This window comes from Phytopseudomonas flavescens (assembly GCF_900100535.1).
Lineage (GTDB): Bacteria > Pseudomonadota > Gammaproteobacteria > Pseudomonadales > Pseudomonadaceae > Aquipseudomonas > Aquipseudomonas flavescens.
On the sequence record NZ_FNDG01000012.1, the window covers coordinates 125,769 to 152,602 of the forward strand.

The 26,834-nt window shown below is 62.1% G+C and carries 21 protein-coding genes; 14 read left to right on the forward strand and 7 right to left on the reverse strand.

The genetic code is table 11. The features are described from left to right. Nucleotides 1-6 precede the first annotated feature (6 nt). The 12 genes from BLR94_RS16295 to BLR94_RS16350 all read left to right on the forward strand — a co-directional run bounded on the left by BLR94_RS16295 (nt 7) and on the right by BLR94_RS16350 (nt 13,429). Nucleotides 7-732: a tyrosine-protein phosphatase gene (locus BLR94_RS16295; protein WP_084307185.1), complete on the forward strand. Its 726-nt coding sequence runs from the start codon at nt 7-9 to the stop codon at nt 730-732. A 246-nt stretch (nt 733-978) separates the two neighbouring features. Then, nucleotides 979-2,370, forward strand: coding sequence for an undecaprenyl-phosphate glucose phosphotransferase (locus BLR94_RS16300; RefSeq protein ID WP_084307184.1), 1,392 nt, complete (start codon nt 979-981; stop codon nt 2,368-2,370). A 55-nt stretch (nt 2,371-2,425) separates the two neighbouring features. Continuing rightward, nucleotides 2,426-3,772, forward strand: a complete 1,347-nt coding sequence (locus tag BLR94_RS16305) for a UDP-glucose dehydrogenase family protein (protein ID WP_084307183.1) — start codon at nt 2,426-2,428, stop codon at nt 3,770-3,772. Nucleotides 3,773-4,019: 247 nt separating this feature from the next. Then, complete coding sequence (locus BLR94_RS16310; RefSeq protein ID WP_084307182.1) at nt 4,020-5,177, forward strand: glycosyltransferase family 2 protein; 1,158 nt, start codon at nt 4,020-4,022, stop codon at nt 5,175-5,177. A gap of 54 nt (nt 5,178-5,231) precedes the next feature. Further along, complete coding sequence (gene gmd, locus BLR94_RS16315) at nt 5,232-6,356, forward strand: GDP-mannose 4,6-dehydratase (RefSeq protein ID WP_084307181.1); 1,125 nt, start codon at nt 5,232-5,234, stop codon at nt 6,354-6,356. Nucleotides 6,357-6,358: 2 nt separating this feature from the next. After that, a complete protein-coding gene (gene fcl, locus BLR94_RS16320) occupies nt 6,359-7,336 on the forward strand; it encodes a GDP-L-fucose synthase (protein WP_084307180.1) in 978 nt (325 codons plus the stop codon). After that, nucleotides 7,336-7,797 carry a GDP-mannose mannosyl hydrolase gene (locus BLR94_RS16325; RefSeq protein WP_084307179.1) on the forward strand — a complete coding sequence of 154 codons (462 nt, stop codon included), beginning with the start codon at nt 7,336-7,338 and terminating at the stop codon, nt 7,795-7,797. Before fcl ends, BLR94_RS16325 begins: the two co-directional genes overlap by 1 nt. A 69-nt stretch (nt 7,798-7,866) precedes the next feature. Beyond that, on the forward strand, nt 7,867-9,150 hold the full coding sequence (locus tag BLR94_RS16330; RefSeq protein ID WP_084307178.1) for a hypothetical protein: 1,284 nt from the start codon (nt 7,867-7,869) through the stop codon (nt 9,148-9,150). Continuing rightward, complete coding sequence (locus BLR94_RS16335; RefSeq protein WP_084307177.1) at nt 9,113-9,877, forward strand: glycosyltransferase; 765 nt, start codon at nt 9,113-9,115, stop codon at nt 9,875-9,877. Before BLR94_RS16330 ends, BLR94_RS16335 begins: the two co-directional genes overlap by 38 nt. A gap of 62 nt (nt 9,878-9,939) precedes the next feature. Further along, nucleotides 9,940-10,692: a WecB/TagA/CpsF family glycosyltransferase gene (locus BLR94_RS16340; protein WP_244158199.1), complete on the forward strand. Its 753-nt coding sequence runs from the start codon at nt 9,940-9,942 to the stop codon at nt 10,690-10,692. After that, entirely contained in the window at nt 10,689-12,119 is a 1,431-nt protein-coding gene (locus tag BLR94_RS16345; RefSeq protein WP_084307175.1) for a mannose-1-phosphate guanylyltransferase/mannose-6-phosphate isomerase, read from the forward strand. Before BLR94_RS16340 ends, BLR94_RS16345 begins: the two co-directional genes overlap by 4 nt. 512 nt (nt 12,120-12,631) lie before the next feature. Continuing rightward, nucleotides 12,632-13,429, forward strand: coding sequence for a WecB/TagA/CpsF family glycosyltransferase (locus tag BLR94_RS16350; protein WP_084307174.1), 798 nt, complete (start codon nt 12,632-12,634; stop codon nt 13,427-13,429). A gap of 152 nt (nt 13,430-13,581) precedes the next feature. On the opposite strand, the gene BLR94_RS16355 is transcribed toward BLR94_RS16350, so the two are convergent. From BLR94_RS16355 to BLR94_RS16385, 7 genes are all read right to left on the reverse strand, one after another. After that, nucleotides 13,582-14,775 carry a polysaccharide pyruvyl transferase family protein gene (locus BLR94_RS16355; protein ID WP_084307173.1) on the reverse strand — a complete coding sequence of 398 codons (1,194 nt, stop codon included), beginning with the start codon at nt 14,773-14,775 and terminating at the stop codon, nt 13,582-13,584. A 1-nt stretch (nt 14,776) separates the two neighbouring features. Further along, nucleotides 14,777-16,093: a flippase gene (locus tag BLR94_RS16360; protein ID WP_084307172.1), complete on the reverse strand. Its 1,317-nt coding sequence runs from the start codon at nt 16,091-16,093 to the stop codon at nt 14,777-14,779. Then, nucleotides 16,090-17,196, reverse strand: coding sequence for a nitroreductase family protein (locus BLR94_RS16365; protein WP_084307171.1), 1,107 nt, complete (start codon nt 17,194-17,196; stop codon nt 16,090-16,092). The genes BLR94_RS16360 and BLR94_RS16365 overlap by 4 nt, the downstream gene beginning before the upstream one ends. 484 nt (nt 17,197-17,680) lie before the next feature. Further along, entirely contained in the window at nt 17,681-19,180 is a 1,500-nt protein-coding gene (locus BLR94_RS16370) for an ATP-binding protein (RefSeq protein ID WP_167359765.1), read from the reverse strand. 345 nt (nt 19,181-19,525) lie between these two features. Beyond that, on the reverse strand, nt 19,526-19,888 hold the full coding sequence (locus tag BLR94_RS16375) for a response regulator (RefSeq protein ID WP_084307169.1): 363 nt from the start codon (nt 19,886-19,888) through the stop codon (nt 19,526-19,528). Between the two features lie 30 nt (nt 19,889-19,918). Next, nucleotides 19,919-21,361: an ATPase domain-containing protein gene (locus BLR94_RS16380; protein WP_084307168.1), complete on the reverse strand. Its 1,443-nt coding sequence runs from the start codon at nt 21,359-21,361 to the stop codon at nt 19,919-19,921. A gap of 108 nt (nt 21,362-21,469) precedes the next feature. Continuing rightward, complete coding sequence (locus tag BLR94_RS16385) at nt 21,470-22,633, reverse strand: two-component system sensor histidine kinase NtrB (RefSeq protein ID WP_084307167.1); 1,164 nt, start codon at nt 22,631-22,633, stop codon at nt 21,470-21,472. A gap of 150 nt (nt 22,634-22,783) precedes the next feature. Here BLR94_RS16385 and BLR94_RS16390 point away from each other — a divergent pair, with 150 nt between their 5' ends. Continuing rightward, a complete protein-coding gene (locus BLR94_RS16390; RefSeq protein WP_084307166.1) occupies nt 22,784-24,424 on the forward strand; it encodes a VRR-NUC domain-containing protein in 1,641 nt (546 codons plus the stop codon). Beyond that, nucleotides 24,421-26,778 (forward strand): ATP-dependent DNA helicase, encoded by a 2,358-nt coding sequence (locus BLR94_RS16395; RefSeq protein ID WP_084307165.1) that lies wholly within the window; start codon nt 24,421-24,423, stop codon nt 26,776-26,778. The genes BLR94_RS16390 and BLR94_RS16395 overlap by 4 nt, the downstream gene beginning before the upstream one ends. The last annotated feature ends 56 nt before the right edge of the window (nt 26,779-26,834 follow it).

Below are 26,834 nucleotides of genomic sequence, written 5' to 3' on the forward strand. Positions count from 1 at the left end.
TATCTGATGATCGATCTGCATAGCCACTTGCTGCCGGGCATCGACGACGGCCCGGCAGACCTGCCGACCGCGCTGGAAATGGCTCGCATGGCCGTGGCCAACGGCATCAGCCATGTGGTCTGCACGCCGCATATCCACGCTGGCCGCTATGAGAACGACAGCGCCAGCATCCGAGACGCCTGCAGCCGCTTCAACCAGGCGCTGCAGGAAGCCGCTATCGACCTGAAGGTCGGCGCTGCCGCCGAGGTTCGCTTCTCGGGCGAGCTGATGACCCGTGTCCGCGACGGCAGCATCCCGTTCCTCGGCCAATGGGAGGGCAACCAGGCATTGCTGCTTGAGTTTCCCCACGGGGAGATGCCGTTCGGTGCCGAGCGCCTGACCCAGTGGCTGCTGGAAAACGGCGTGGTGCCGATCATCGCGCACCCGGAGCGCAACAAAGCGCTGATGCACACGCCGAGCAAGCTCAAGCCATTCATCGAGCAGGGCTGCCTGCTGCAGGTGACGGCCGCTTCCGCCGCTGGTCGTTTTGGTGAACGAGCAATGCACCTGGCTCACGAACTGCTGAGACATCGCGTGGTCAGCATTATGGCGACCGATGCCCACAACCTGGATCACCGCCCCCCCCAATTACAAGAAGGTCTCCTGCAAGCCGCCCGGATCCTGGGCGAGAGAGAGGCCGAACGTCTGGTCATCGACACGCCCTGGCGCATCGCACACCAGCATTTCGCTTAGTTGACTGCCTGATAAACGCGTGCCTGTCGGTTCAGGCCGCAGGGTTCGTATTTGTTGGAGGTTGGAAACCATGCGTCGAAAGCTCAGCAACAGGGCGCACCTCAGCTACCGACTGGCGCGCAAGCGCACTGCAACGTCGGGCTCGCCCAGCGTCTCGCCATACGTACCGTACAGCGACAGGTCGCCTCTCGTGTGTGTTCCGGGGGCATCTCACATCATCAAAGATTTGCACGAGGATCGCCGCAAATGATTTCCAAACGGATCAATCCTGCCGAGAACCGCAGGGGGCTGACGTTCTGGGGTCAATGGACCTGTGCCATTACTCTGGTCAGCATGCTGCTCTGCTACCTGGTCATCCAGCGTTATGGCGACGTACCGACCGAGTATCGCCTGCTGATCGTGCTGACGGTGCTGGGCTCGGTGCCGACCTACGGCTTGCTGCGCGTGTACCACAAGCGCTTCAATTACCTGACCGGCCTGGCGCACTTGCTGGCTGGCTGGCTGACCCTGCTCGCCGGCCTGCTGTTCATCGCCTACTTCAGCCAGAGCCTGGATCGCTTCTCGTTCGAAATCATGCGTGAATGGGCGCTGCTGGGGTTCCTGGCCCAGGCGATCGCCTTCATTCCGTTGCGCTACTTCGCCCGCCTTCACTCGCAGAAGCTGCGTAACGAGCGTGCCTCGCTGATCATTGGCTCCGGGCAGAAAGCCCACGAGCTCGCGGAACGCCTGACGGCCTCCAACCGCGTGCCGCTGATCGGCTTGTTGGCCTCGAATCCCGACGAACATACCCAGGACGGCCGCTTCCCGATTCTCGGCCAGTTGCATCAACTGCGCGAAGTGACCGAGCAACACGGCGTACGCCGCGTCTACATCGCCCTGACCCTGGACGAGATCTCGCACATCGAGAAGCTCTACATCGACCTGCTCGACATGAGTGTGGACGTGGTCTGGGTGCCGGATTTCGGCAGCATGCCGCTGCTCAACCAGTCGATCTCGCAGATCGAACAGTTGCCGGCCATCTACCTCAACGAAAGCCCGATCAGTTCGCACCCAGCTGCCGTGTTCAGCAAGGAGCTGATGGACCGCAGCCTCGCCTTCCTCGCCCTGATGGCCCTCAGCCCGATCTTCATCGCCGCTGCCATCGCCGTGAAGCTGTCGTCGCCTGGCCCGGTGTTCTTCCTGCAGCCGCGCCACGGCTGGAACGGTGGCGTGATTCTGGTGTGGAAATTCCGCTCCATGCGCATGCATGACGACAAGAAGGTCAAGCAGGCGACCCGCGAAGATCCTCGTATCACCCCGGTCGGCCGCTTCCTGCGGCGCACCTCGATCGACGAATTGCCGCAGTTGCTCAACGTGCTGCGCGGCGAGATGTCCCTGGTGGGTCCGCGTCCCCACGCCGTGGCCCACAACAACTACTACAGCGACAAGATTCTCGCCTACATGGCCCGCCATCGCCTCAAGCCGGGCATCACCGGCCTGGCTCAGGTGACCGGCCATCGCGGTGAAACCGAAACCCTGGAAAAAATGCAGCAACGCGTGGAACAGGATCTGGCGTACATCAACAACTGGTCGTTGTGGCTGGACATCAAGATCCTCGTGAAGACGCCTTTCACCCTGTTCTCGCGCGACATTTATTGAACGATGCCCCATGGCGTCACGTAACGATTAACGCTCACTCAAGGAATTCTTATCCATGAATATCACTGTCGTTGGAACCGGCTACGTCGGCCTCGTCACCGGCGCATGCATCGCCGAGATGGGCAACACGGTTGTCTGCGTGGATGTCGATCCGAAGAAGATCGAAAACCTCAAACGCGGCGTCCTGCCGATCTACGAGCCAGGCCTGGAAACCGTCGTGGAGGAGAACTTCAAGGCGGGTCGCCTGCTGTTCACCACGTCGCTGCCCGAAGCCATGGAGCAGTCGAACATATTGTTCATCGCTGTGGGCACCCCACCGGGTGAGGACGGCTCCGCCGACCTGCGCTACGTACTGGAAGTGGCCCGTCAGATCGGCAGCCAGATGACCCGCCACACCACGGTCATCAACAAGTCCACGGTCCCCGTGGGAACCGCCGACCTGGTGCGCGCCGAAATCCTCGGACAGCTGGAACTACGCGGCAAGGACATCAGTTTCGACGTGGTCTCCAACCCCGAATTCCTCAAGGAAGGAGCGGCGGTGGATGACTTCATGCACCCGGACCGGATCATCATCGGTACCGACAGCGAGCGCGCCCGCCAGGCCATGAGCGAGCTGTATGCCCCCTTCATCCGCAATAACCCGCGCATCAAGTTCATGGGCGTGCGTGATGCGGAAATGACCAAGTACGCAGCCAATGCCATGCTGGCGACCAAGATTTCGTTCATGAACGAAATCGCCAGCCTCTGCGACCGCCTGGACGTGGACATCGAGAACGTGCGCCTGGGCATCGGTTCGGACCAGCGTATCGGCTATCACTTCATCTACGCCGGCTGCGGCTATGGTGGCTCGTGCTTCCCGAAAGACGTCAAGGCGCTGATCAGCATCGCCCACCAGAACGACTTCGAACCCAAGGTGCTGCAAGCCGTCGAAGCGCGCAACGAACAACAGAAGCAATCGCTGTTCAACAAGCTCGCCGCACATTTCGAGGGTGACCTCAAGGGCCGCACCTTCGCCGTCTGGGGCCTGGCGTTCAAGCCGGGTACCGACGACATGCGCGAAGCGCCCAGCGTGGTACTGATCAACAGCCTGATCAACGCCGGCGCCAAGGTCAAAGCCTTCGACCCGATCGCCCGGGAAACCGCCGTACGCGAGTTCCCCGAGCATTGGTTCAGCGAAGGCCGCCTGCAGATCGTCGACGGTCAGTACGAGGCCGCCATAGATGCCGACGCGCTGGTACTGGTCACCGAATGGAAGCCGTTCCGCCGCCCGGACTTCAAAGCATTGAAAAAACTGCTCAAGCAGCCTGTGATCATCGACGGCCGTAACCAGTACGACCTCGGCCAGGTGAACCGTGAAGGCTTCGATTACTACGGCATCGGCCGTAAACAAGTGAACGGCTGAGCCGCCGCTGACATGGACGTCATCACTCTCCCTTGGCCCACCCTGCCCCGCACGTCCACCAGGCGTGCCGGAAGCAATACGGCGCAGAACCTTCTGCGCCTGGCCAGCACGCTGCACACCTCGCCTGCCACCATCACACGCCTAGCACCCGCTCAGGCGTGCGAAGCGGTGCCTGGGCCAGCGCTCGGCGTGAGGTGCCTGCCGTGATCGGCTCAACCCTTTTTCTACAGAGACCGGCTTCGATCCTATGACCGAACAATTGCCCACTATCGTCGTCATCGGCTACAACCGCCCCAAGAGCCTCAGCCGCCTGCTGGGCTCCTTGATCCAGGCGCAGTACCCCGAAGGCAACGTGCGCCTGGTGATCAGCCTCGACAACTCCGGCAACCCGGAGCCACGCAAGGTTGCCGAAGCGTTCGACTGGCCCCACGGGGAAAAGCGCATCATCGCCCATCCGCAGCGCCTTGGCCTGCGTCAGCACGTGCTGAGCTGTGGCGACCTGACCGAGCAGTACGGCGACGTGATCATCCTCGAGGACGATCTGTTCGTTTCACCGTTCTTCTACGACTACACCCACAAAGCCCTGCAGGCCTATGCCGATGACGTCGGCGTGGCCGGCATCAGCCTGTACAGCGTGCAGTTCAGCCAGACCGTCGACCTGCCCTTCATGCCGGTCGACGATGGCGACTCCCATGTGCACTTCATTCAGATGGCCGCGTCCTGGGGCCAGGCATGGTCGCGCCGGCACTGGCAGGGCTTCCGCCAGTGGCTGGAAAGCAACGGCACCGACATCAGCCATATCGACGGCATCCCCGCGGACATCCGCGGCTGGCCGGAGTCCTCGTGGCTCAAGCTGTACACCGCCTACATCATTTCCCGGGACCTGTACTTCGTGTACCCGTTCCGCTCGCTGACCACCAACTTCGGCGATCCGGGGCAGCACTTCAACATCGCCTCGTCGCGCTTCCAGGTGCCGATCCAGCAGAAAGCGGTCGACTACACGTTCGCCCGCCGCGAGGACAGCCTGTCGGTCTACGACGCCTATTGCGAGCTGCTGGCGTCGTGCATCAAGCGCCGCAACCCGGTACTCGCCGACTACGACTTCACGGTCAACCTGTACGGCAGCAAAACCTGCAAAGGGCTGCAATTGACCCGTACACATGCCCGTGGGCTGCACAATTTCGCCCTTTCCATGAAGCCCATGGAACTGAGCATCCTGCACAACATCGAAGGTGAGGGCCTAGCCCTGATCGACTCCGCCGACCTTACCAGCGACAGCAAAGTGCGGCAGAAGGCGGAGTACGACATCTACCGTTTCTTTTACAAGTTTCCGTCGGTACGGATCATTTTTCTCGGCGTCATGGAACGCCTGCAATTGCTGCTCAAGCGCGTGCGCCCCAACTGACCGCGCGCAGCGATTAGACAACCCCACTATCAATTGAACATCGCAGGTATCGCAATGGAACAGAAAAAAGCGCTCATCACCGGTATCACGGGTCAAGACGGCTCCTACCTGGCCGAGTTTCTGCTCGAGAAGGGTTACCAGGTGCATGGCATCAAGCGTCGTGCCTCGTCGTTCAACACCCAGCGCGTGGACCACATCTATCAGGATCCGCACGTCGACAACCAGAACTTCATCCTGCACTACGGCGATCTCAACGACTCGTCCAACCTGACCCGCATCATTCAGGAAGTGCAGCCTGACGAGGTCTACAACCTCGGCGCGCAATCCCACGTTGCGGTGAGCTTCGAAGCACCGGAATACACCGCAGACGTCGACGCCATGGGCACCCTGCGCATCCTCGAAGCCATCCGCCTGCTGGGCCTGGAAAAGAAGACCCGCTTCTATCAGGCCTCGACCTCCGAGCTCTACGGCCTGGTGCAGGAAACCCCGCAGAAGGAAACCACCCCCTTCTACCCGCGCTCGCCCTACGCGGTCGCCAAGCTGTACGCCTACTGGATCACCGTCAACTACCGCGAAGCCTATGGCATGTACGCGTGCAACGGCATCCTCTTCAACCACGAGTCGCCACGTCGCGGCGAGACCTTCGTGACCCGCAAGATCACCCGTGGCATGGCCAACATCGCCCAGGGTCACGAGCCTTGCCTGTACATGGGCAACATCGACTCGCTGCGTGACTGGGGCCATGCCAAGGACTACGTGCGCATGCAGTGGATGATGCTGCAACAGGATCAACCAGACGACTTCGTGATCGCCACCGGCGTGCAGTACTCGGTACGTGAATTCATCACCTGGTCTGCCGCCGAGCTGGGCGTACACCTGCGTTTCGAAGGCACTGGCGTGGACGAGCAAGGCATCGTCGAACGCATCGAAGGCAACAACGCGCCGGCCCTGAAGGTCGGCGATGTGGTGGTACGCATCGACCCGCGCTACTTCCGCCCTGCCGAAGTGGAAACCCTGCTGGGCGACCCCACCAAGGCCAAGACCAAGCTGGGCTGGACACCGGAAATCACCGTTCAGGAAATGTGCGCCGAGATGGTTCGTGAAGACCTCAAGGTCGCCAAGCGCCACGCGCTGCTGCGTGAGCACGGCCACGATCTGCCGGTATCCGTGGAGAACTGAGGATGACTGCGACTTCTCTCGATCAGCGCATTTTCGTCGCCGGCCATCGCGGGATGGTCGGTTCGGCGATCGTGCGTCACCTGCAGAGCCTGGGGCACCAGAACATCATCACGGCGCCCCGTGAAAGCGTGGACCTGGTCGACGCCGCCAGCGTGCAGCGCTTCTTCGCCGATCAGCGCATCGACCAGGTTTACCTGGCCGCTGCCAAGGTCGGCGGCATCCACGCCAACAACCAGTATCCGGCCGACTTCATCTATCAGAACCTGATGATCGAAGCCAACGTCATCAACGCCGCGCACAATGCCGGCGTGAACCGCCTGCTGTCGCTCGGCAGCTCGTGCATCTACCCCAAGCATGCCGAGCAGCCGATGCGTGAAGAGGCGCTGCTGACCGGCGTACTGGAGCCGACCAACGAGCCCTACGCGATCGCCAAGATCGCCGGGATCAAGTTGTGCGAAAGCTACAACCGCCAGCACGGCCGTGACTACCGCAGCGTGATGCCGACCAACCTGTACGGCCCCCACGACAACTACCACCCGGAAAACAGCCACGTCATCCCCGCCCTGCTGCGCCGCTTCCACGAAGCGACCCTGCGTGGCGACGACGAGGTGGTGATCTGGGGCAGCGGCACGCCGATGCGCGAGTTCCTGCATGTCGACGACATGGCGGCCGCCAGCGTGCACGTGATGAATCTGGATGACGTCACCTACCAGGCGCACACCCAGCCGATGCTCTCGCACATCAACGTCGGCACCGGGCAGGACTGCACCATCCGCGAGCTGGCGGAAACCATCGCACGGGTCACCGAGTTCCGGGGTCGCCTGACGTTCGACAGCAGCAAGCCCGACGGTACGCCACGCAAGCTGATGGACGTATCGCGCCTGGCCAAGCTTGGCTGGACGGCGAGCATAGACCTGGAAACCGGCCTGCGTGACGCCTACCGCTGGTTCGTCGAACACATCGACGATGTGCGCAGCTGATGTTTCTGCCGACCGATACCTTCAAGACCGTGGTCGCCAGCACGCCGCTGGTGTCCATCGATCTGCTGGTTCGCAACGCAGAGGGCGAGCTGCTGCTGGGCGAGCGTCTCAACCGCCCCGCCCAGGGCAGCTGGTTCGCTCCAGGTGGGCGCATTCTCAAGAATGAAACCCTGGATGCCGCTTTCGAACGCCTGACCGGGGAAGAGCTGGGGCAGGCATTCCGGCGCGATCAGGGCAGGCTGCTCGGCGTCTACGAGCACTTTTATGACGACAGCGTGTTTGGCGAAGCACCGGACACCCACTATGTGGTGATCGCCTACGCCCTGCAGCTGGGCGCTCAGCAGAGCCTGCAACCGCCCAGCGTGCAGCACGGTCGCTACCGTTGGTGGCCTATCGAGCAGATACACGACGAACCTCGCATACACCGCAATACGCGGGACTACCTGCAAGCGCTGTACTAGACCTCTCGCAAGCCACTCAACGCGGCGTCGGCTTGCGAGCCACGACAATTTCGATATGGGAACGCGAGCTTGTTCAAGCAATTCCTGGCATACCGCAACCTGCTGCTGATCCTGTTTGTCCTGAACTCGGCCTGTTTCTTTCTGACCGACGACAAGAAGGCCGGCATCCCCTACCTGCGCGAGCTTTATCTGCTCGGCGTAGTAGGTAGCGCTGCGGCCCTGTTCCTGGTGTGGAAGCGCGTATACCAGTCCAAGACCAGCCTGTGGATCATCTTCATGGGCCTGGTGCTGCCGGTCGTTTCGGCGATCATGGCGGAGCTCAACTTCGATCAGCCGTTCATCTACGGCCTGCTCGAAGAGCGCCGCAGCTTCGCCTACCTGGTGTTCTTCCCGGCGCTGTTCCTGCTGATCAAGACCGCCCCCACCCAGAAGCACCTGGAGTCCTTCTTTCTCTACTCGGGGCTGGCCTGTGCCTTCGTCGGCTACTGCTACTACTTCGGTATCATCCCGGAAAACACCGGCGTGTCGTTCACCATGGATGCCAAGGAGGCCGGCGAAGTACTGCTGCGCCCGAACCGTTTCCGGATCGGCTCGAGCTACGTGACCATCTGCGCCTTCATGCTCATGTACAGCATGAAAGCGCGCATCTCGCTGTTCAAGGTGGTCACCCTGCTGTTCTTCGCCTCGTACCTGTGGCTGGTCCTGCAGACCCGTCAGACCATGATCATCTGGTGCCTGGCCGGCCTGTGGATCTTCCGTGACCGCATCGACTCGCTGATCAAGCTCGGCCTGCTCGCGGCCACCATCCTGGTCGCGTCGTACTTCATCTTCCCGGAGTTCTACTACGAGCAGTTCGCCAAGTTCGAAGCCCTGCTCGACGAGGCCACCACCGGGCCCGGGGTACGGGATACCACCACGTCGATCATCATCGGCGCCGTGGCCGACAACTGGTACATCGGCATGGGGTCGCTGTCACTGCAGTGGAAAGGCGGCTTCGGAGCGCTCTACAACCCGCACTTCTACCTGTCGGACGTGGGCATCTTCGGCGTGTACTACCGCTACGGGTTCCTTACGCCGCTGATCGCCTTGATCTTCTACGCCGGTTACCTGCGCATCATGAAACGCTGCCCGCAAAAGGGCCCGCTGCTCAATGCCTTCCAGCTGGTGTTCTGGTTCCAGATGCTCAACATGTTCCTGTCCAACTCGCTGATGTACGGCGGTGACGTGCTGGGCATCGGCGCCGCCTGTTTCCTGTACTTCTCCCGCGCCTACGCAACGGAAAAATCCCCGACTCGAGAGCTCAGAGGCACACGCCATGACAAACTTCAGTATCGTGACCATCAACTGGAATAATCTGGAAGGCCTCAAACAGACCTACCAGAGTGTGGCTGCCCAGACCTATCGGAATTTCCGCTGGATCGTCGTCGACGGTGCCTCCAACGACGGTGGCGCCGAGTGGCTGGCGACCATCGACGAGCCCTACGCCGAGATCACCTCGGAGCGCGACAAGGGCCTCTACGACGCCATGAACAAGGGCCTGATCAAGGGCTCGGCCACCGAGGGTTACACGCTGTTCCTGAACAGCGGTGATTCCTTCTACGACGAGAACGTGTTGCAGAGGGTTGCCGACGCCATCGAACAGGCGCCCAGCAAGCCGCGTTACGTCTACGGCGACTACTACTTGCAGAACGCTGAAGGGCGCCTCACACCACAGAACGCCAAGAAGATCGAGCACCTGGTACTGGGCATGCCGTCCAGCCACCAGGCGATGTATTTCGAGAACGAAAGGCTGCGTAACGTGCGCTTCCGTGAGGATTTCAAGCTCTCGGCGGACTATTGCATGATCGTCGAATTCCTGCAGGGCCAGGACCACAAGCGCGACGTGCTGAAAATCGCCTCGCCGCTGTGCATCTTCGACACCACCGGGGTTTCCACCAGCCGTCGCTTCGATGCCTTGAAAGAAGATATGCGCATCCGTCGGGAGGTCATGAAACTATCGCCGCTGCACAGTATCTCTTTGTATGTCCTGCACTACGTTCACACTCACAGCAAGTTGTTGAAAGCGGCACTGGGCAAATGAATCACGAGCAACGACAACCGCTGCCCATCCGCAATTCGCGCAAGTGGCGCAAAGAGGTGTTGATGAAAGCCTTTGACATCGAGTTCTACGCTGGCTCCAAGGATCGCCTGGTCGAGGACTTGGTCGAGCACAGCACCGACAGGTACAGCTACGTCGTGACACCCAACGTGAATCACATCGTGCAGCTGGAATCCGACCACGACCTCAAACGCTCTTACGCGGTGGCCCGCCACCGCATCTGCGACAGCCGTGTATTGCTGCCCCTGCTGCGCATGCTCAGAGTTCCTGTGGAAGATGCCATTCCCGGCAGCACGCTCACCGAAGAGCTGATCGACATTGCCGAGCAGCGCGCCTGGAACGTCACCGTGATCGGCTGCGAGGATGAAGACATCCAGCATCTGCGAGCACGCTACCCACACATCACCTTTCACCATCACAACCCACCGATGGGTTTCATCAACAGCGAAGAAGCGATCCAGGCCTGCCTGTCCTTCGTCATCGAACACCCATCCAATCTGGTGGTGCTCTCGGTGGGCTGCCCGCGCCAGGAAATCCTCGCGCAGAAGATCTTCGAAACCGACCAGGCCGTCGGCATCGGTCTGTGCGTGGGTGCCTCGATCAACTTCCTGTCTGGCAGGATCAAGCGCGCCCCGCTGTGGATGCAGCGTTACTCTCTGGAATGGCTGCACCGCGCGTTCACCGAACCTCGTCGACTGGTAGGGCGCTACGCGCGCGACGCGTTCCGCATCCTGCCGATCCTGCTCAGGGAATTCAAACTTCGGCAATCACTCTTCATGGGAGGAGCTCCACGATGATTCCTGTCATTCTTTCCGGCGGCAACGGCTCGCGCCTCTGGCCGCTTTCGCGCCAACTCAACCCCAAGCAGTTCCTGCCCATCGCCGACGATTCGCTGTCCATGCTGCAGGCGACCATCCAGCGCCTGGAGGGCCTGCAAGTCAGCCAGCCCTGCCTGATCTGCAACGAGGAACACCGCTTCCTGGCCGCCGAGCAACTGCGCGCGCTGGGTATCGAGAACGCCAGCATCCTGCTCGAGCCGGTTGGTCGCAATACCGCGCCAGCGGTGGCGCTGGCTGCCATCAAGGCGCTCGAGAAGGAGCATGACCCGGTACTGCTGGTGTTGGCTGCCGACCATCTGATCAAGGATGTCAGCGCCTTCCACCGCGCGGTCGAGACCGCCCTGCCCTTCGCCCAGGCCGGCAAGCTGGTGACCTTCGGTATCGTGCCGACCCATGCGGAAACCGGTTATGGCTACCTGCAGAAAGGTGCATCGGCCGGTGAAGGTGGTTTCACCGTACAGAGCTTCGTGGAAAAACCGGACAGCGTGACCGCCGAGCACTACCTCGCTTCCGGCGAGCACTTCTGGAACAGCGGCATGTTCATGTTCCGCGCCAGCCGCTATCTGGAAGAGCTGCAGCGCTGGCAGCCGGATATCCTCGATGCCTGCCGTCGTGCCACGGCCCAGAGCGAGCAGGACCTGCACTTCGTGCGTGTCGGCAAAGAGGCATTCGCCGCCTGCCCGGAAGACTCCATCGACTATGCCGTGATGGAGCGAACCGAAGACGCGGTGATGGTACCGCTGGACGCCGGCTGGAGCGATATCGGCTCCTGGTCTGCACTGTGGGACGTCAGCGACAAGGACGAGCAGGGCAACGTGCACAAGGGCGACGTGCTCAGCCACGATAGCCACAATAACTACGTGCATGCCGACTACCGCCTGGTGACCACGGTGGGCGTCGAGAACCTGATCATCGTCGAGACCAAGGACACCATCATGGTCGCCCACAAGGACAAGGCGCAGGAGGTCAAGCGCATCGTCGAGCAGCTCAAGCGCGACGAGCGAGGTGAACACCTCAACAACCGCGAGGTCTATCGCCCATGGGGCATGTACGACTCCATCGACCAAGGTGCGCGTTATCAGGTCAAACGCATCACCGTGAAACCGGGCGCCAAACTCTCCGTGCAGATGCACCATCATCGCGCGGAACACTGGATCGTCGTCAGCGGTACCGCACAGGTGACCAACGGTGAGGAGACCTACATGGTCACCGAGAACCAGTCCACCTACATCCCCATCGGCCAGATACACGCCCTGGAAAACCCGGGCATGATTCCGCTGGAGTTGATCGAGGTGCAATCAGGAACCTACCTTGGCGAGGACGACATCATCCGTTTTTCCGACAACTACGGTCGGGTAAAGGAACTCAAGGTCTCTGCGGCCTGATGGGATTACCAGCGCCGCAACGATTCGGGAGCGGCGCTGGCGCATCGGATGGCAGGCTGTTGGAAAAGGTAGTCGAGGCAGCAGATGCAAGGCCGATGGTGGCCCGCAGAAAACAGGCAAGGCGCCTCCAGATAGGCGTCTCCGGCAACACGTAGCGCAGTGTAGCAACAGCCGAGGGCTGGCCCCGCGTCGAATGAAGTGTGTCAAAAGCGGCCGGGGCCGTATTCGACTTTATAAGCTATACATGAGCATTCTGGTCGGACGGGTGTCCGAGCCTGTTTTTAATGAAGCGACGGCAACGCAAGTATTTTTTCAACGGCCTGCTAGGGCCCGAGTCGAGCCCAGCAGCAGGTGTGACTTGCCATTTGGCGAGTCACCGTTCACGACTTACAGGGCGACGGACAGCTCCTCCATTCGCTGAAAAATGGACAGACATAACAACAAGCCAAGCGCGAAGCCCCAGTGAACAGATACCGGATAATTCCATTACTTTCCGAAAACGAGGCTCGCCTGTGAAAACTTCTCAGCTCAAACTGCACGATCCTTTGATCCACAAATTGAAGTTGCTGGAAGAGGATGACGTGACGCCACTGCTCGATGAACTGAGCACACCGGAAAAACCGACCATCCTCGGTTTTCTCAATCAGCACGGCTACAACATTGTCCAGAACGACAGTGCCGCACGCCGCCACTTCCTCAAGGTAAACTACCTGTTGCGCGACGGCATCGGCGTCAAGCTGGCCTGTTCGCTCAACGGCCTGGCACCAGGTGCCAACCTCAATGGCACCGACTTCATTCCCAGCCTGATCCAGCACCTGCTGGAAAGCGAGCACAGCGACAACTACCAGTTGTTCGCCATGGGCACCAGCGAGCCCTGGGTCAACCTGGGGGCCAGCGCACTGTTCGGTGACCGTAAATTCCATGCCATCGACGGTTTTCAGCCCACCGATCGCTACCTCGAATTCGTCCAGCAGCATTTGCAACCGGAGAAGATCCCGCTGATCGTCATGGGCATGGGCATGCCTCGCCAGGAAGAAGTCGCCGTGACCCTGCAGCGTGACCTCGGCCGCCCCGCCCTGATGATCTGCGGTGGTGCAATCCTCGACTTCGCGGCACAACGCTTCAGCCGTGCACCGCTGGTGGTTCGCAAGTTCGGCATGGAATGGGCGTACCGCCTGCTGATGGAGCCGCGTCGCCTGTTCAGCCGTTACATCATCGGCATCCCGCGCTTCTTCTACTACATCATGCGCAACGGCATAGAGCGCAAGGTTCCGGTGAGCGAACAAGGTGCCTACGACCGTAAGTCCTGAGGCCTGCGGCAAAACCGAAACGCCCCGGCTGAGTGATCAACCGGGGTGTTTTTCATTGCAACGCGATCCGTAGAGGGGGTCGGTGCATTGCGTAACCCAGCAGGGGACTGGCCAATCCCAGCTCCCGATGGGTCTTCGCCGCAGCAGACGCCCTAGCGCCCCGCTGCCACCGCCAGCGGCTTGTCGCTGCGCACACCCTGGCTTTGATCGATCAGGGCGAACACCTCGTCCCACATGGCCTGGGTGCGGGTCTTCAGCTCAGCGGAATGTGCCTGCAAGCGAGCCGACAGCGCCTGCATCTGCACGGGGTCGGTCAGGTAGTCGAGGGACTTGGAAAGCTCTTCGTCACTCAGGTTGATGTTCAGCACGCCTTCGGCGAACCCGTAATCGGCGAACAGCATCTGGTACTTGTGGCTCCAGCCCGTGGCCAACGACGGCACACCCTGCGACAAGGCGCTGACCAGACCATGGAAGCGGCTACCGAGGGTGCCACGACAGGCGCCGAGAATGCCCTTGATCGCCAGCGGATCGGTCTCGCGCAGGATCGGCAGTCCACCCACCGCTTGCGACACCTGCTCGGCCACCCGGGCATCGCCCTCGCCTTCGTGGATCAGCAGAAACGGCTTGGCGCCACGTTCGACCAGCATCTTGGTCGCACGCTGCAGGAACGGCACATAACCCTTGGCGACGCTGTCACCGGTCTTGTCGAGCATGCGGCAGTTGGGAACCACGCAGACCTGGTGAATGGCCGGGTCGAAATAGGACGGCAAGGTGCCAGTGATCAGGTTGGTGAAATCCGGTGCCAGCTTGATGTTGTCGCGCTCGCCGACGATCTCGGTAAGGTAATCGTAGGACACCTGCTCACGGGCGAAGATCAGGTCGCAGTTGTCGACGAAGGCCTTCACGGCCTCCTTGCTCTTCTGGTCACGGAACGGGCCGAACGCCTGAGGTAGCAGAATCACCTTGCTACCGTTCTTCTTCCAGCGCTTGCTGGAGCGCGCCAATTCTTCGGACAGGTCCGGGCCCCACTGATCGCTGTAGGCGAAGCCGGCGGCGTCCAGCACCACGTTCACTTCCTTGTCGAGCACCACACCGTATTGCTCGCGGATACCGGCAGGCACCACGGCCGCCAGGTCGCCGAACGGGATGCCGGCGCGCCACAACCAGGCTTTCTGATACAGCCCCAGGGACGCACGATTGACGTAGGGGTAGGGACTCTTGGCACGGCCAGGCTCCATCACCACCTTGGCGGCAGGAAGGTTCTTGCGTACCTGCTGCAGGGCCGCGTGCAGCATCAGTGCAGCCCCCTTGTTGACGAAACCGGCTTTGCGAATCTCGACGTACATATCACGTTCTCCTGAATTCACGAATCAACTGGGGCACGCTAATGAACACGTGCAGAAAAATACTCTTGGTCATCATGATGAATAGCGGTCGTGTCTTGCGTGACAGCAGCAGGCTCACGTAACCGGCGATGGAGTAGGAAATCAGCGTCGCCCACGCGGAGCCGACGACACCGTGACTCTGGATGAGGAAGTAATTGAGCACGATGTTGCTCAATGCACCCAGGCCCTGGGTGACCAGAGAAAAGATGAAAGCCTCTTCGATGATGATCCACTTGCTGAACAGCGCGCGCATGAACACAAAGGTCGCCGCGAAAATATGGATCGCCAGCACGGGCCCGGCATCGGCGTACTGCTCGCCGTAGAGCGTCAGGACGATCCAGTCGGAGAGAAAGAACACCACGACCGCCAGGCCGAACGCCATGAAGAACAACACGTCCAGCGCCACCTGCATGAAGCGGTTATAGCCGGCAGTATCGGTCTTGCTGAGGTCGATCATCTTCGGGAAGACCGACGCCATCAGAATGGTCGGAATCAGGTACCAGGCTTCCGATAGCCGCGAAGCCGCCGAATACACACCCACCGAGTACTCGCCGAGCATGTACTGCAGCATGATCTGATCGACCTTCAGGTAGATCACCGCCGACAGCGACCCGAGGAAGATCAGCAGGCTTTTCTTGAGCAGGGTCTTGCCCAGGGTCCAGGAAAAGTCGAAGCGGAACTCGCGCTTGAGCATCACCGCATAGCAGACCAGGATCGCCGAGGTGACCATCACCACCACCACGTGGGCCAGGGCGATATACACCAGGCCGGCACCGGCGATGGCCAGGATCATCTTCAGGCCATTGCCGCCGAGCTGCCCGACGAATCCGGCCACGGCAGCGTACTTGGCCTGTACCCGCGCCTGGAACCAGTCGATGAGCATCTCGAACGGTGTGAAGAACAGCGCCAGGGCGGTGAACAGCAGCACCAGGAAATTCTGGTCGTTGCCGATCAGGTAGGTGCCCATCATGATCGCAAAGGCGATCACCGAGCAGCCCACCTTGATCACGAATACCGTCGAGAGAATCTGGTCTTCGTTATCCGGGTTGCTGCGCAGCTCCTTGACCACCAGGCCGGTCAGCCCCAGGTGCACCACGATGCTGAGCAGCCCCAGCAGCGCCAGCGCGTAGTTGAGGTAACCAAAATCCTCGGGGCCCAAGTAGCGGGCCAGCACCACGGTTGTCGCCAGGCCGATGGCCAGCATCAAGAACTTCTCGGCCAGCATCCAGCCAGAGTTGAGGAGGTACTTCATGCCCTCCTGGACACGCGCGGCACTCATCGGCTGGACGTCTCCAGGTGCCCGTAGCTACGGGCTTCATCCAGCGACAGCTTCTGCGAATACGGCACCAGGCCGGTGTCCGCGGCATAGCCCAGGGAGATGAACATGACGATGCGCTCGTCCGGGTCAAGCTTTAGCAGCTTGGCGGCGGCCTGCTCGCGCTCGGGAATGTCCGGCCAGTTGATCGAACAGGACGATACGCCCTGGGTCTCAAGCGCGAACATGAAGGACATCGCCGCCAACGCGCCATCGATGTAGATCACATGGCGGTCGCGGACGTGCGGGTAGGCACGCAAGCGGCCGACCACGGCGACGATGGCCGGGAAGTTGTGATCGAAACCGGCGACGCCCATGGGCAGACGCGAAGCCTGGGCCACGGAAGCGGCATCATCGAAGATCAGGAAGCGGTATGGCTGACGGTTGCAGGCACTCGGGGACTGCACGGCGACTTCCACCGCCTTGTCGATCACCTCGCGCGGTACCGGACGATCCTGGTACCAGCGCACCGAGCGGCGCTTCATCGACAGCTGGCGCATGGCCGTGTAATCCACGCTCGGCGTGCTCACGTCAGCGACGAATGGCACACGCTCGGCATCCGGATTGCGCAGGCTGCCTGGCGAACTGAGCGGACGCTCGAGGCGGGCGAATTTCTCGCGGGCCCGGTTGATCACCGGATGCTCACCGGTCACGGCGAAGTATTCGGCGAGCACGTCATGGGCCCAGCTGACTTCGTCGCGATCCACCTTGCCGTTGAGCGAGGCGATGTAGCTGTCGACCGTGTCGTTGATGTAATCCAGGGCGAACACTTCGCGCCTGGGCTGCATGATCAGGCCCTTCTCGATACGGTGCACCGCGCGACGCAGGAAGTAGTTGACCGGCTCGGCGCCGGACAGGTTTTCCTCGTGCTGTAGGTGGCCGACTACCACCGCATAGGCTTCACGATCGAAGGCCGACGAGAAGAACGAATAGTGGAAACGGCGCAACGTGGCAGAGCGCGACAAGGCACGGATCCAGCCCATGGACGCTTTCTTCTGCAACCCTTTGAGGTTGTCGATACTGTCCCGTGGCAATACCTTCTTGAGGGATTCCTTCAACATTTTCATAGGCTGTGATTACCGTTCAATGGTTAATATCTCCCCCACAATCGCCGCGGTGGTGCGGCGACACTGAATTGATCGACGCAAGCGGCTGACCAGCCGAACCGCAAGCGCCTTGCGCCACCAAGGGCCTATCTGGCCCGGCGCATACAGCGGCATCTCGTTCTCGACGCAATCACCGCCCCCTCAGCCCGCTCTACGGGCGCATGAAAGGAAAGCGGCATTGGTACTGCAAACGGATCGACATCCAAACCAGCACTGCGAGAGGCTGGACGTGGCGGCATGGGCTGCCGCCTTTTCTTTGTCAGGGTTTAGGACTACGGAGCAGGACTTTGATTCCGCGCACCACCACTTTCCTTGAAAAAACTTGCCGGGATGCTGGCTGCCATCGGTACAACGTCGCCAGGGCGCCTGGCTGGACGGAGAATCCCGGCTGCCGCCCAACGAGCCGGGTGCCCCATCGCTGCGCAGAACTGGCGCGGCGGTGGGATCACGACCGTGCGGGAAGCAACTCGGCGAGGGTTTCGCTCAGCTCACGCAGGGAAAAGGGTTTGCCGATGACCCTGATGCCCTGCACGGACTCAGGTGGCACACTGTGGGTGTCACCGACGATCAGCAGTACGGGCAGGCCAGGCCGGTGCCCCTGAGCGACACCGGCCAGCGCCGAGCCCGTCATGCCCGGCAGGCTGATAGCCGACACCAGCAGGTCGAAGGGCATGCCCGAGGCGAGCAGGTCGATCGCTGCCTGGGGTTCGGTGGCATTGACCGCCTCATAGCCCCTGTCAGCCAAGACCTCGGAAAGCAGCAGGCGAACCGCCGAATCGCTCTCGACCAGCAGAACGCGATGCCCCGTTGCGCTCGTCACCGCGACCTGCCGATCATCACTGGCAGCATCGGCGACCGGCAGGTAGAGCCGCACCGTTGTGCCAACGCCAGGCTCACTGTGGATGGTGACCTGACCACCGCTCTGCCGCGCAAAACCGTGCACCATGGATAAACCGAGGCCGCTGCCCTGCCCCACGGACTTGGTGGTGAAAAATGGATCGAAAACCTTTTCCAGGGTGTCGCTGCTCATGCCCGACCCGGTGTCCGAGAAGGCCATGACCAGATAACGCCCTGGCGACAGATCCGGCAGAGCCGCCCTGTCCTCCTCGGCCAGTTCACTCAGCGAAGTATGCAGCCTTACCTGGCCGCCGGTGGGCATGGCATCCCGGGCATTGATGGCGAGATCGAGGATGGCGTTTTCCAGTTGCCGGGCATCGGCCAGCACCCGCGCGTCGCCATGCCGGTACTCGCCCTGCAGCGAGGTGCCTTGACTGATGGTACGGCGGATCAGCAGCTCCAGCGACTCGATCAGCGGATCCACCGCGACAGGCCGCACGTCCATCGGCTGGCGAAAGGTAAAGGTCAGTAGCCGCTGGGTCAGCGCACTGGCCCGGTCCGCGGAAACACTGGCTGCCGCGATGAAGGGCTCGAGTCCCTCCAGCCTGCCGCTGGCAACGCGGCGCTTCATGATATCGAGGGCGCCGATGATGCCGGTGAGCATATTGTTGAAGTCATGGGCGATACCGCCGGTCAGCGATCCCACGGCGTCCATCCGCTGGCTTTGCAACATTGCCAGCTCCGCAGCGGTGCGGCCGACTTCCGTGGAGCTGGCGGGCGAGCGTTCGATCAGCGCAGCCAGGCAGCTGCACAGTGAACGCGCGGTGAAGGGGCGCTCGACGATGACCGCTCCCGTCCCGGCGGACGCGAGCGGTGCTCGAAGGCAGGCGGCAGCGAGGACGACGAGCGGAACAGAAGAGCGGAACAGCCGGTTATCCGCATCAGCCGGATCAGGCAACGCCTCTTCGGCGATCAACACGGCAACGACATCCTCCGCCAGCGCCGAAGACAGCTGCGTAATGCTCTGGCAGCATTCGAGGGTGAAGCCCAACGGGGCCAGCAGCGGCCGTATCCGGCTCGCTTCGGCGCTGCAGATCAGGATACGCATGGAGACCATCCGCAAATCTGCGGAGCGCCACGTCGAGAGAGGCAACTCGCAGCCTCCGCTGGTACTTTGCCATACGCTGCGGTCAAACCGCCCATCGCGGCTTCGCGTATACAGCGCAGAACCGACAGGCAGGCGTTCGATACCCGGGCGCCGGTGGCTACCCGCACTACGATCTCATGCATGGACAAGCGCTCTGGACATAGCAGACTGCCACGGCGATAGCTGATCGCCCGAGGCGTATATCCGGCTTTCGACAGCGCGGCGCGCGCAGCGTTCAGGTGTGGTGGGAAGGCGGCAGTGGATGGCCAGCGAGATGCCGGGTAAACGCGAGGGTGGCGGCGATGATCAGCTCGGGCCGATCAGTTCCTTCACCTTGGCGATGACCTGATTGATATCGAACGGCTTGTCGAACACCGCGGCGAACAGCTCGGGGCTCGCACGACCAACGCTTCCCTGAGCGCCACTCATGAGAATGATCGGCAGCTCGGCAGAGGCCGGCCGCGCCCGAATTGCCCGGGCGAACTCGAGGCCGTCCATGACCGGCATCATGAAATCGGTGATGACCAGCTCCGGACGTTCGCGGTCGAGTACCTCCAACCCCCTACGGCCATTGCTCGCCTTCACCACCATGTAGCCTTCATCTTCCATGGCATAGCCGAGAATATCCGCAATCAGGTATTCGTCGTCGACTATTAGGATGGTTGTCATAGTCAGTAAGCTCGGTCAGGCATGCATGGCTCAGGCATCTTGCGTCGGTACGACGTTCCCCGAGAGGGCGCCCACCGCATTTCTGAATGCCTTGCTGAGTTCAACACCATGATCACTGATAGCCACTTCCAGAAGAGAAGAATCGTAATCGCTGTCCCTCATCTTAAGTATGGAAAGCAGGCGCTTTAGTTCAGCGTCCTTTTCCACGAAGCGCATGAGAATCAGGTTGTCGACGATGCTCGACAACTCCGGAGCGGGTGCATTGATCTCGGCGGCGAACAGATCACGCATTTCCCAGGTCGCGAAAACCGTGACGCCCATGGAGCGCAGTTGGCTCATCAGGGCGCTGAAGAACTCGATCAGGCGCGCACTGCTGGTGGCCACCCGCGCCATGCCCCCGAGGCTGTCGATGTGCAAGCGCCTGATACCTTTGTCCCTCACGGCGCCGATCACCCGTGCACCGAGCCCATCGAGCAATCCTTCGGTGGTCGGCTGCCACATGATGTGCAGCGCGCCGGCCTCCTCCATCGAACGCAGATCGATGCCAAGGGACTGGGCCTTGAGCCGCAGGCGCTGTGGCGTTTCGTAGAAGCCGAAATGCAGGCCCGGTTCGTCCACGGTGGACTGGGCAAGGAAGTTCACGCCCAGGGTGGTCTTGCCGACGCCTGCCGGCCCCATGATCAGGGTGACCGACGATTCGGGCAGACCTCCGCCGACCAGACGGTCCAGGCTCGCGATGCCACTCGACACCCGATCCAGCGTGGCGCTGTCTGCCTGGGTCGGCTTGCTGTAGAGGCTTTCCAGGCGCGGGTGGATCACCAGCCCGTCATCGGTGATCTCGCACTCGTGCAGCCCGGACAGCGCACCGCTGCCGCGGGTCTTGCGCAGGTGGATGCGACGAACCGACCGGGCACCGAACAGCTCTTCGCCGAGCTCGATCACCCCATCGACCATGGTGTGCTCGGGGCTGCCGTCATCCAGCCGCGAGCTGGTCAGGAACAGCACGGTGCAGCCGGCAAAAGCGGCATGGCCCTGCAGCTCGGAAATGAATTTCTTGGTATCGATCTGGTTTTCAGCCTTGGAACGGGCATTGAGCAGGCCGTCGACGATCAGCAGCGTGGCCTTCTGGCGACTGATCTCGCGGCGCAGCAGCTTGACGACCTCGTCCAGCCCCTCGTTCTCGAGCGTGTCGAAAGCACTGACGAACTGAATTTCCGCGCCGACCTTGGCCGGGTCGAAGAACGTCATCGTGGAAAGGAATTGAAAGAGCCTTTCGTGGGACTCCGCCAACAGCGTCGCCACCAGTACCCGCCCCCCTTCACGCACGTGATTGAAAGCGATCTGGTTGGCGAGGATGGTCTTGCCCGAACCTGGGCGCCCTTGAACGATATAGGATGCGCCCGCTACCAGACCGCCCTTGAGCAGCGCATCCAGTCCATCGATCCCACTTTGAAGGCGTTGTAGCTGTTCCAAGTTCTGGCCTGCCTCAATCGAATTTACGCAAAAATAGCCGGGGCTCGAGCATGCTTTTCCTGCCCCTTGAGGCACTGCTGGAAAAAGCGACTGGAGATACTAGCATGTTCAGGTACGAGCACATGCTGCTTCCCCGATGGATGCCGGTAAACAAAGCGTTACCGTGGCACCTTGCCCGGCAATGCTCGCGATGTGCACGGCGCCGCCCGCCTGGCGTGCGAAACCATAGACCTGGCTAAGCCCCAGTCCGGTTCCCTGGCCCACGTCCTTGGTCGTGAAGAAGGGCTCGAACAGCCGTGAGCGGATGGCCGGATCGATACCGACGCCCTGGTCGATGATCGAGATCAGCACGAACGCGCCATGCAGGCCCTCGAGGTCGCCCGTGAGCAGGCGATTGTGCGCAGAAAGCCTGACCACTCCCATTCCCTGCATCGCATCACGGGCATTGACGATCAGATTGAGCAGCGCCATTTCCAGTTGCCCCGGATCCAGGTCTACGGGGTGCAGGCCAGCGGCGACCTGCATCTCCAGGCTCATCGTTCTGGGTAGCGCCTGGCTGAACAGGGCATGCGCGGCGTCGAGCAGTTCATTGAGGTCGACGAGGCGGCTGGGTACCTGCTCGCGGCGCGCGAAGGTCAGCAGGTTGCGGGTCATCTGCGCGCCGCGTTCGCCGGCATTCTGAATACTCGTCAGCAAGCTCGCCAGGCGCTGTGAATCGCTGGTCCGGGCCGCCAATTTGGCCGCACCGAGGATGATGGTCAACAGGTTGTTGAAGTCGTGGGCCATCCCCCCGCTCAACTGCCCCAGGGCCTCGAGTTTCTGTGCCTGGAAGAGTTGGGCGCGCAGGGCGTCATAACGCACGTCCGCCTCGTGGCGATCGGTGATATCGCGGGTGATCTTGGCCAGCCCGATGATGGTGCCCTGCTCGTCGCGGATCGCATCGATGGCCACCAGCGCCCAGAAGCGCGAGCCATCCTTGCGTAGCCGCCAGCCTTCATCCTGGGATCGTCCATCCTGCAGCGCCCGCGCCAGCAGTTGCCGGGGCTTGTCATCCTGGCGATCCTCATCGGTGTAGAACATCGAAAGGTGCTGACCGATGGCTTCTGACGCCTCATAGCCCTTGATGCGCGCGGCGCCGGCGTTCCAGGAAACGATATGCCCGTGTAGGTCGAGCATGAAAATCGCGTAATCGACCACTGCCTGAACCAGCATCTCGTAATGACGCTCGTGCAACGTACCGGCAGCGAGAGGGACTGGTAGCTGGCTATTCATAAGGCAGCGTTCAAAACGGCGACGGGCATACAGTGTAGACCGCTATCGGCACCCAGTGACAGCCTGTCGTGAGCCCCACTCATCCCCTGCCGATTGCCAGATGTCGGATGGCCTGATATCTGTATAAAAAAACAGTACCAGCCCTACCTCATGTCAGTGTCCAGCGACCCGCGTTTCTATTACCTCAACAACTTTCACAAGGCGCTTGCCTGGATTGGCGAACGCCATGCCGATCTGCTGAGCCCCGGCGAGCGTGAGTTTCTGCTGGCCTTCGGCGCGCTCGATGAGCCGGCCCGGGCGCTGCTGGTGAGGATGATCATGCGCAAGGGCGTGCATTTTCGTGCCAGCAAGCTGAACTATGACGAAATCGGCTGCTGCCGCCGGGCAGTCATCGCGCTGATCGCCCATGGCTGGGTCGTCGATGACGCCGCCCTGCGCCTCGACGAGCTGTTGACGCTGCTGCGCAAGGACGAGATCGCCGCCTGCTTCGCCGACAGGCTCAGTGATCGACGTGCCCGCAAAGGCGACCTGCTGGCGCAACTCGCGGTGCACTTCGACGAAGCGCAGGCGTTCGGCACCTGGTGCCCGACACTCGAGGACGCACTCTACAGCCTGACCATCGACGGGCTGAGCGAACGCCTGCGCCTGATGTTCTTCGGCAACCTGCATCAGGAGTGGTCGGAGTTCGTGCTCGCCGACCTGGGCATCTTCCGTTACGAGAGCGTCGAATTGCCGCCCGACTCGCGAGCGCTGCGCTGCCGTGAGGACGTCGACGACTACCTGCACCTGCAGCGCTGCCGCGAGGCGTTCGAAGCCGGTGATGCCACGGCCGACCTGCTCGAACGTATCGACACCCGCCGCTACGCCAACCCCTATATCGCCGAGCGGCGTGCCAAGCTGTTGTTTCGCATCGGCCAGCACCTGGAACGCGGCGCCGAGTTCGAACGGGCGCTGCAGGTGTACGCCAGCAGCAGCTACGGCGCCGCCCGGCAGCGGCGGATTCGCGTACTGGAGCGCACCCTGTGCCATGGGGAGGCCTTCGAGCTGGCACGCCAGGCCATCGCGGCGCCGAGCAGCGATGGGGAACGGCAATTGGCCGAACGGGCGCTGCTGCGCCTGGCCCGGCAGTTGGGCCTGCCTGTACAGAAACGCGTCCGGACTGCCGAGCCGGCACGCCTCGACCTGCAACTGCCCAGGTGCCCGCCGCTGGCAGTCGAACGGCTCGTACAGATGCACCTGCAGCGCAGCGAAGCACCGGTGCATTACGTCGAGAACACGCTGATCTGCAGCTTGTTCGGCCTGCTCTGCTGGCCAGCGGTATTCGCCGCGGTGCCTGGCGCGTTCTTCCACCCGTTCCAGCACGGCCCGGCGGACCTGCTCACTGCCGATTTCCATGCGCGTCGTCGCGAGCTGTTCGCGGCCTGCCTGGCGAAGCTCGAGGACGGCAGCTACCGCGACAGCATCCGCCAGACCTACCGCGACAAGTTCGGCATCCAGTCACCCTTCGTGCATTGGGGCGTGCTCGGCGAAGCCCTGCTGGATCAGGCACTCGACTGCCTGCCAGCGGCGCACCTGCACGCCTGGTTCCGCCGCCTGCTCGGGGACATCCAGGCCAATCGCGCCGGCATGCCCGACCTGATCCAGTTCTGGCCGGAGGAAAAGCGCTACCGCATGATCGAGGTGAAAGGGCCGGGCGACCGGCTGCAGGACAACCAGCGTCGCTGGCTGGCATTCTGCGCCGAGCACGGCATGCCGGTAGACGTCTGCTACGTGCAGTGGGCCGACGCGTGAGCTATCGCGTGGCGGTGCGCGCGCTCTGCGAGTTCACCGCCAAATGTGGCGACCTCGACCTGCGCTTCACGCCCTCGCCCACCGCCCAGGAAGGCATGGCCGGACATGCCACCGTGGTCAGCCGGCGTGGCGAACACTACGAAGCGGAAGTCCCCCTGGCAGGTGAGTTTCGCTCCCTGCAGGTGCGGGGCCGGGCCGACGGCTTCGACCCGCACAGCAACCTCCTCGAGGAAATAAAGACCCACCGTGGCGACATCAGTCGCATTCCCGACAATCACCGACAACTGCACTGGGCTCAGGCGCGGGTGTACGGTTGGCTGCTCTGCCAGAGTCGCGATCTGGCGAAAATCGATCTCGCGGTGGTGTACTTCAACGTCCTCACCCAGAAGGAAAGCGTGTTCCGCGAAACCCGCACGGCTGACGAGCTGCAGGCGTTCTTCGCGGAACTGTGCAGCCGCTTCATCACCTGGGCCGAGCAGGAACAGGCTCATCGCCAGCTACGCGACAGCGCGCTGGCCGAACTGCGCTTCCCCCATGCCGAGTTTCGCCTGGGCCAGCGGCAACTGGCCGAAGCCGTTTACCGGGCGGCCCGCGATGGCCATTGCCTGATGGCCCAGGCCACTACCGGAATCGGCAAGACGCTCGGCACGCTGTTCCCGCAGCTGAAGGCATTCGCGGAAAACGGCCTGGACCGGCTGTTCTTTCTCACCGCGAAAACGCCGGGTCGCCAGCTGGCACTGCACGCGCTACACATCCTGCGCGGCGAGACCCTGCCACTACGCGTACTCGAACATGTCGCCAGGGACAAGGCCTGCGAGCACCCCGACAAAGCCTGTCACGGCGAATCCTGCCCGCTGGCCCGTGGTTTCTACGACCGCCTGCCCGCCGCGCGCCAGGCCGCGGTCGAGTGCACCTGGCTGGATCAGGCCGCAGTGCGCGACATCGCCCTGCAGCATCAGGTCTGCCCCTATTACCTGAGCCAGGAACTGACCCGCTGGGTCGACGTGGTGGTATGCGACTACAACTATTATTTCGACCTCAGTGCCCTGCTCTACAGCCTGACCCTGATCAACGAGTGGCGGGTGACGCTGCTGGTCGACGAGGCCCACAACCTGATCGAACGAGCCAGGCGCATGTACAGCGCCGAACTCGATCAGGGGCGCTTCGAAGCCATGCGCAGCAATGCGCCCAAGGGCCTGAGCGCCGTACTGACACGCATCAGCCGCCACTGGAAACAGCTGCACAAGGAACTGCGCGAGGACTACCAGACCTATCCGCAGCCACCGGACCTGCTGCTTCTTTCCCTGCAGAAAGCGGTCAGCGCGCTCACCGATCACCTGACCGACCAACCCACCGGCAACGATGGCGAACTGCTGCAGTTCTACCTCGACGCCATGGCCTTCTGCCGCCTGGCGGAAGCCTTCGGCCCTCACTCGCTGTTCGACATCAGTCGCAAGGCGGATCCTCGTGGGCGTAGCCATTCGGTGCTGTGCCTGCGCAATATCGTGCCGGCGCCCTTTCTCGCCCCGCGCTTCGAGAACAGCCACAGCACCACGCTGTTTTCCGCGACCCTGAGCCCCGCCGGCTACTACGCCGATCTGCTCGGCTTGCCGCAAGCGACGCCCTGGCTGGATGTCGAGTCGCCGTTCCAGGCCGCGCAACTGCAGGTACAGGCGGTGAGCAACCTGTCGACCCGCTACCAGCACCGCGAGCGCTCATTGGCGCCCATCGTTGCCCTGCTGGCGCGACAGTTCGCCGAACGCCCAGGTAATTACCTGGCCTTCTTCAGCAGCTATGCCTACCTGCAGCAGGTACTGGAACGCTTCGACCACGAGCACCCGCAGATCCCGCGCTGGGTGCAGGCCCGGCAGATGGACGAGAGCGAGCGCCAGCAGTTTCTCGAGCGCTTCAGGCCGGGCGGCCAGGGGATCGGCTTCGCGGTGCTGGGCGGGGTCTTCGGCGAAGGCATCGACCTGCCGGGGGACCGTTTGATCGGCGCCTTCATCGCCACCCTGGGCCTGCCGCAGATCAACCCGATCAACGAACAGATCAAGCAACGCATGGCCGAGATGTTCGGCAGTGGCTACGACTACACCTACCTGTTTCCCGGCCTGCAGAAAGTCGTACAGGCCGCTGGCCGGGTCATCCGCACACCGCAGGACAGCGGCGTGGTGCACCTGATGGATGATCGTTTCACCCTGCCCGAGGTGCGCGCACTGCTACCAGGCTGGTGGCAGGTACAGCGCAGCCGTGTGCCAGCAGCGCCTTTTTTGCCGCTCGCCCGACAGCCGGCACCGCCCAGGGCTAGGCTGGCAGCGCCGGCCCAGCAAGGGCTGTTCGACTTGCCGGGCTGATCGCCGAGCCGGCCCGCTCGAACACAGAGGCGCTTGTCCAGAGGACGCGGAGCGAG

Coding starts and splice junctions, on each gene's coding strand:
- fcl (WP_084307180.1), top strand. CDS start 6,359: ATGACTGCGACTTCTCTCGATCAGCGCATTTTCGTCGCCGGCCATCGC.
- BLR94_RS16325 (WP_084307179.1), top strand. CDS start 7,336: ATGTTTCTGCCGACCGATACCTTCAAGACCGTGGTCGCCAGCACGCCG.
- BLR94_RS16390 (WP_084307166.1), top strand. CDS start 22,784: ATGTCAGTGTCCAGCGACCCGCGTTTCTATTACCTCAACAACTTTCAC.
- BLR94_RS16375 (WP_084307169.1), bottom strand. CDS start 19,888: ATGACAACCATCCTAATAGTCGACGACGAATACCTGATTGCGGATATT.
- BLR94_RS16335 (WP_084307177.1), top strand. CDS start 9,113: ATGACAAACTTCAGTATCGTGACCATCAACTGGAATAATCTGGAAGGC.
- BLR94_RS16300 (WP_084307184.1), top strand. CDS start 979: ATGATTTCCAAACGGATCAATCCTGCCGAGAACCGCAGGGGGCTGACG.
- BLR94_RS16295 (WP_084307185.1), top strand. CDS start 7: ATGATCGATCTGCATAGCCACTTGCTGCCGGGCATCGACGACGGCCCG.
- BLR94_RS16365 (WP_084307171.1), bottom strand. CDS start 17,196: ATGAAAATGTTGAAGGAATCCCTCAAGAAGGTATTGCCACGGGACAGT.
- gmd (WP_084307181.1), top strand. CDS start 5,232: ATGGAACAGAAAAAAGCGCTCATCACCGGTATCACGGGTCAAGACGGC.
- BLR94_RS16310 (WP_084307182.1), top strand. CDS start 4,020: ATGACCGAACAATTGCCCACTATCGTCGTCATCGGCTACAACCGCCCC.
- BLR94_RS16370 (WP_167359765.1), bottom strand. CDS start 19,180: ATGCGTATCCTGATCTGCAGCGCCGAAGCGAGCCGGATACGGCCGCTG.
- BLR94_RS16385 (WP_084307167.1), bottom strand. CDS start 22,633: ATGAATAGCCAGCTACCAGTCCCTCTCGCTGCCGGTACGTTGCACGAG.
- BLR94_RS16360 (WP_084307172.1), bottom strand. CDS start 16,093: ATGAGTGCCGCGCGTGTCCAGGAGGGCATGAAGTACCTCCTCAACTCT.
- BLR94_RS16340 (WP_244158199.1), top strand. CDS start 9,940: ATGAAAGCCTTTGACATCGAGTTCTACGCTGGCTCCAAGGATCGCCTG.
- BLR94_RS16305 (WP_084307183.1), top strand. CDS start 2,426: ATGAATATCACTGTCGTTGGAACCGGCTACGTCGGCCTCGTCACCGGC.
- BLR94_RS16355 (WP_084307173.1), bottom strand. CDS start 14,775: ATGTACGTCGAGATTCGCAAAGCCGGTTTCGTCAACAAGGGGGCTGCA.
- BLR94_RS16345 (WP_084307175.1), top strand. CDS start 10,689: ATGATTCCTGTCATTCTTTCCGGCGGCAACGGCTCGCGCCTCTGGCCG.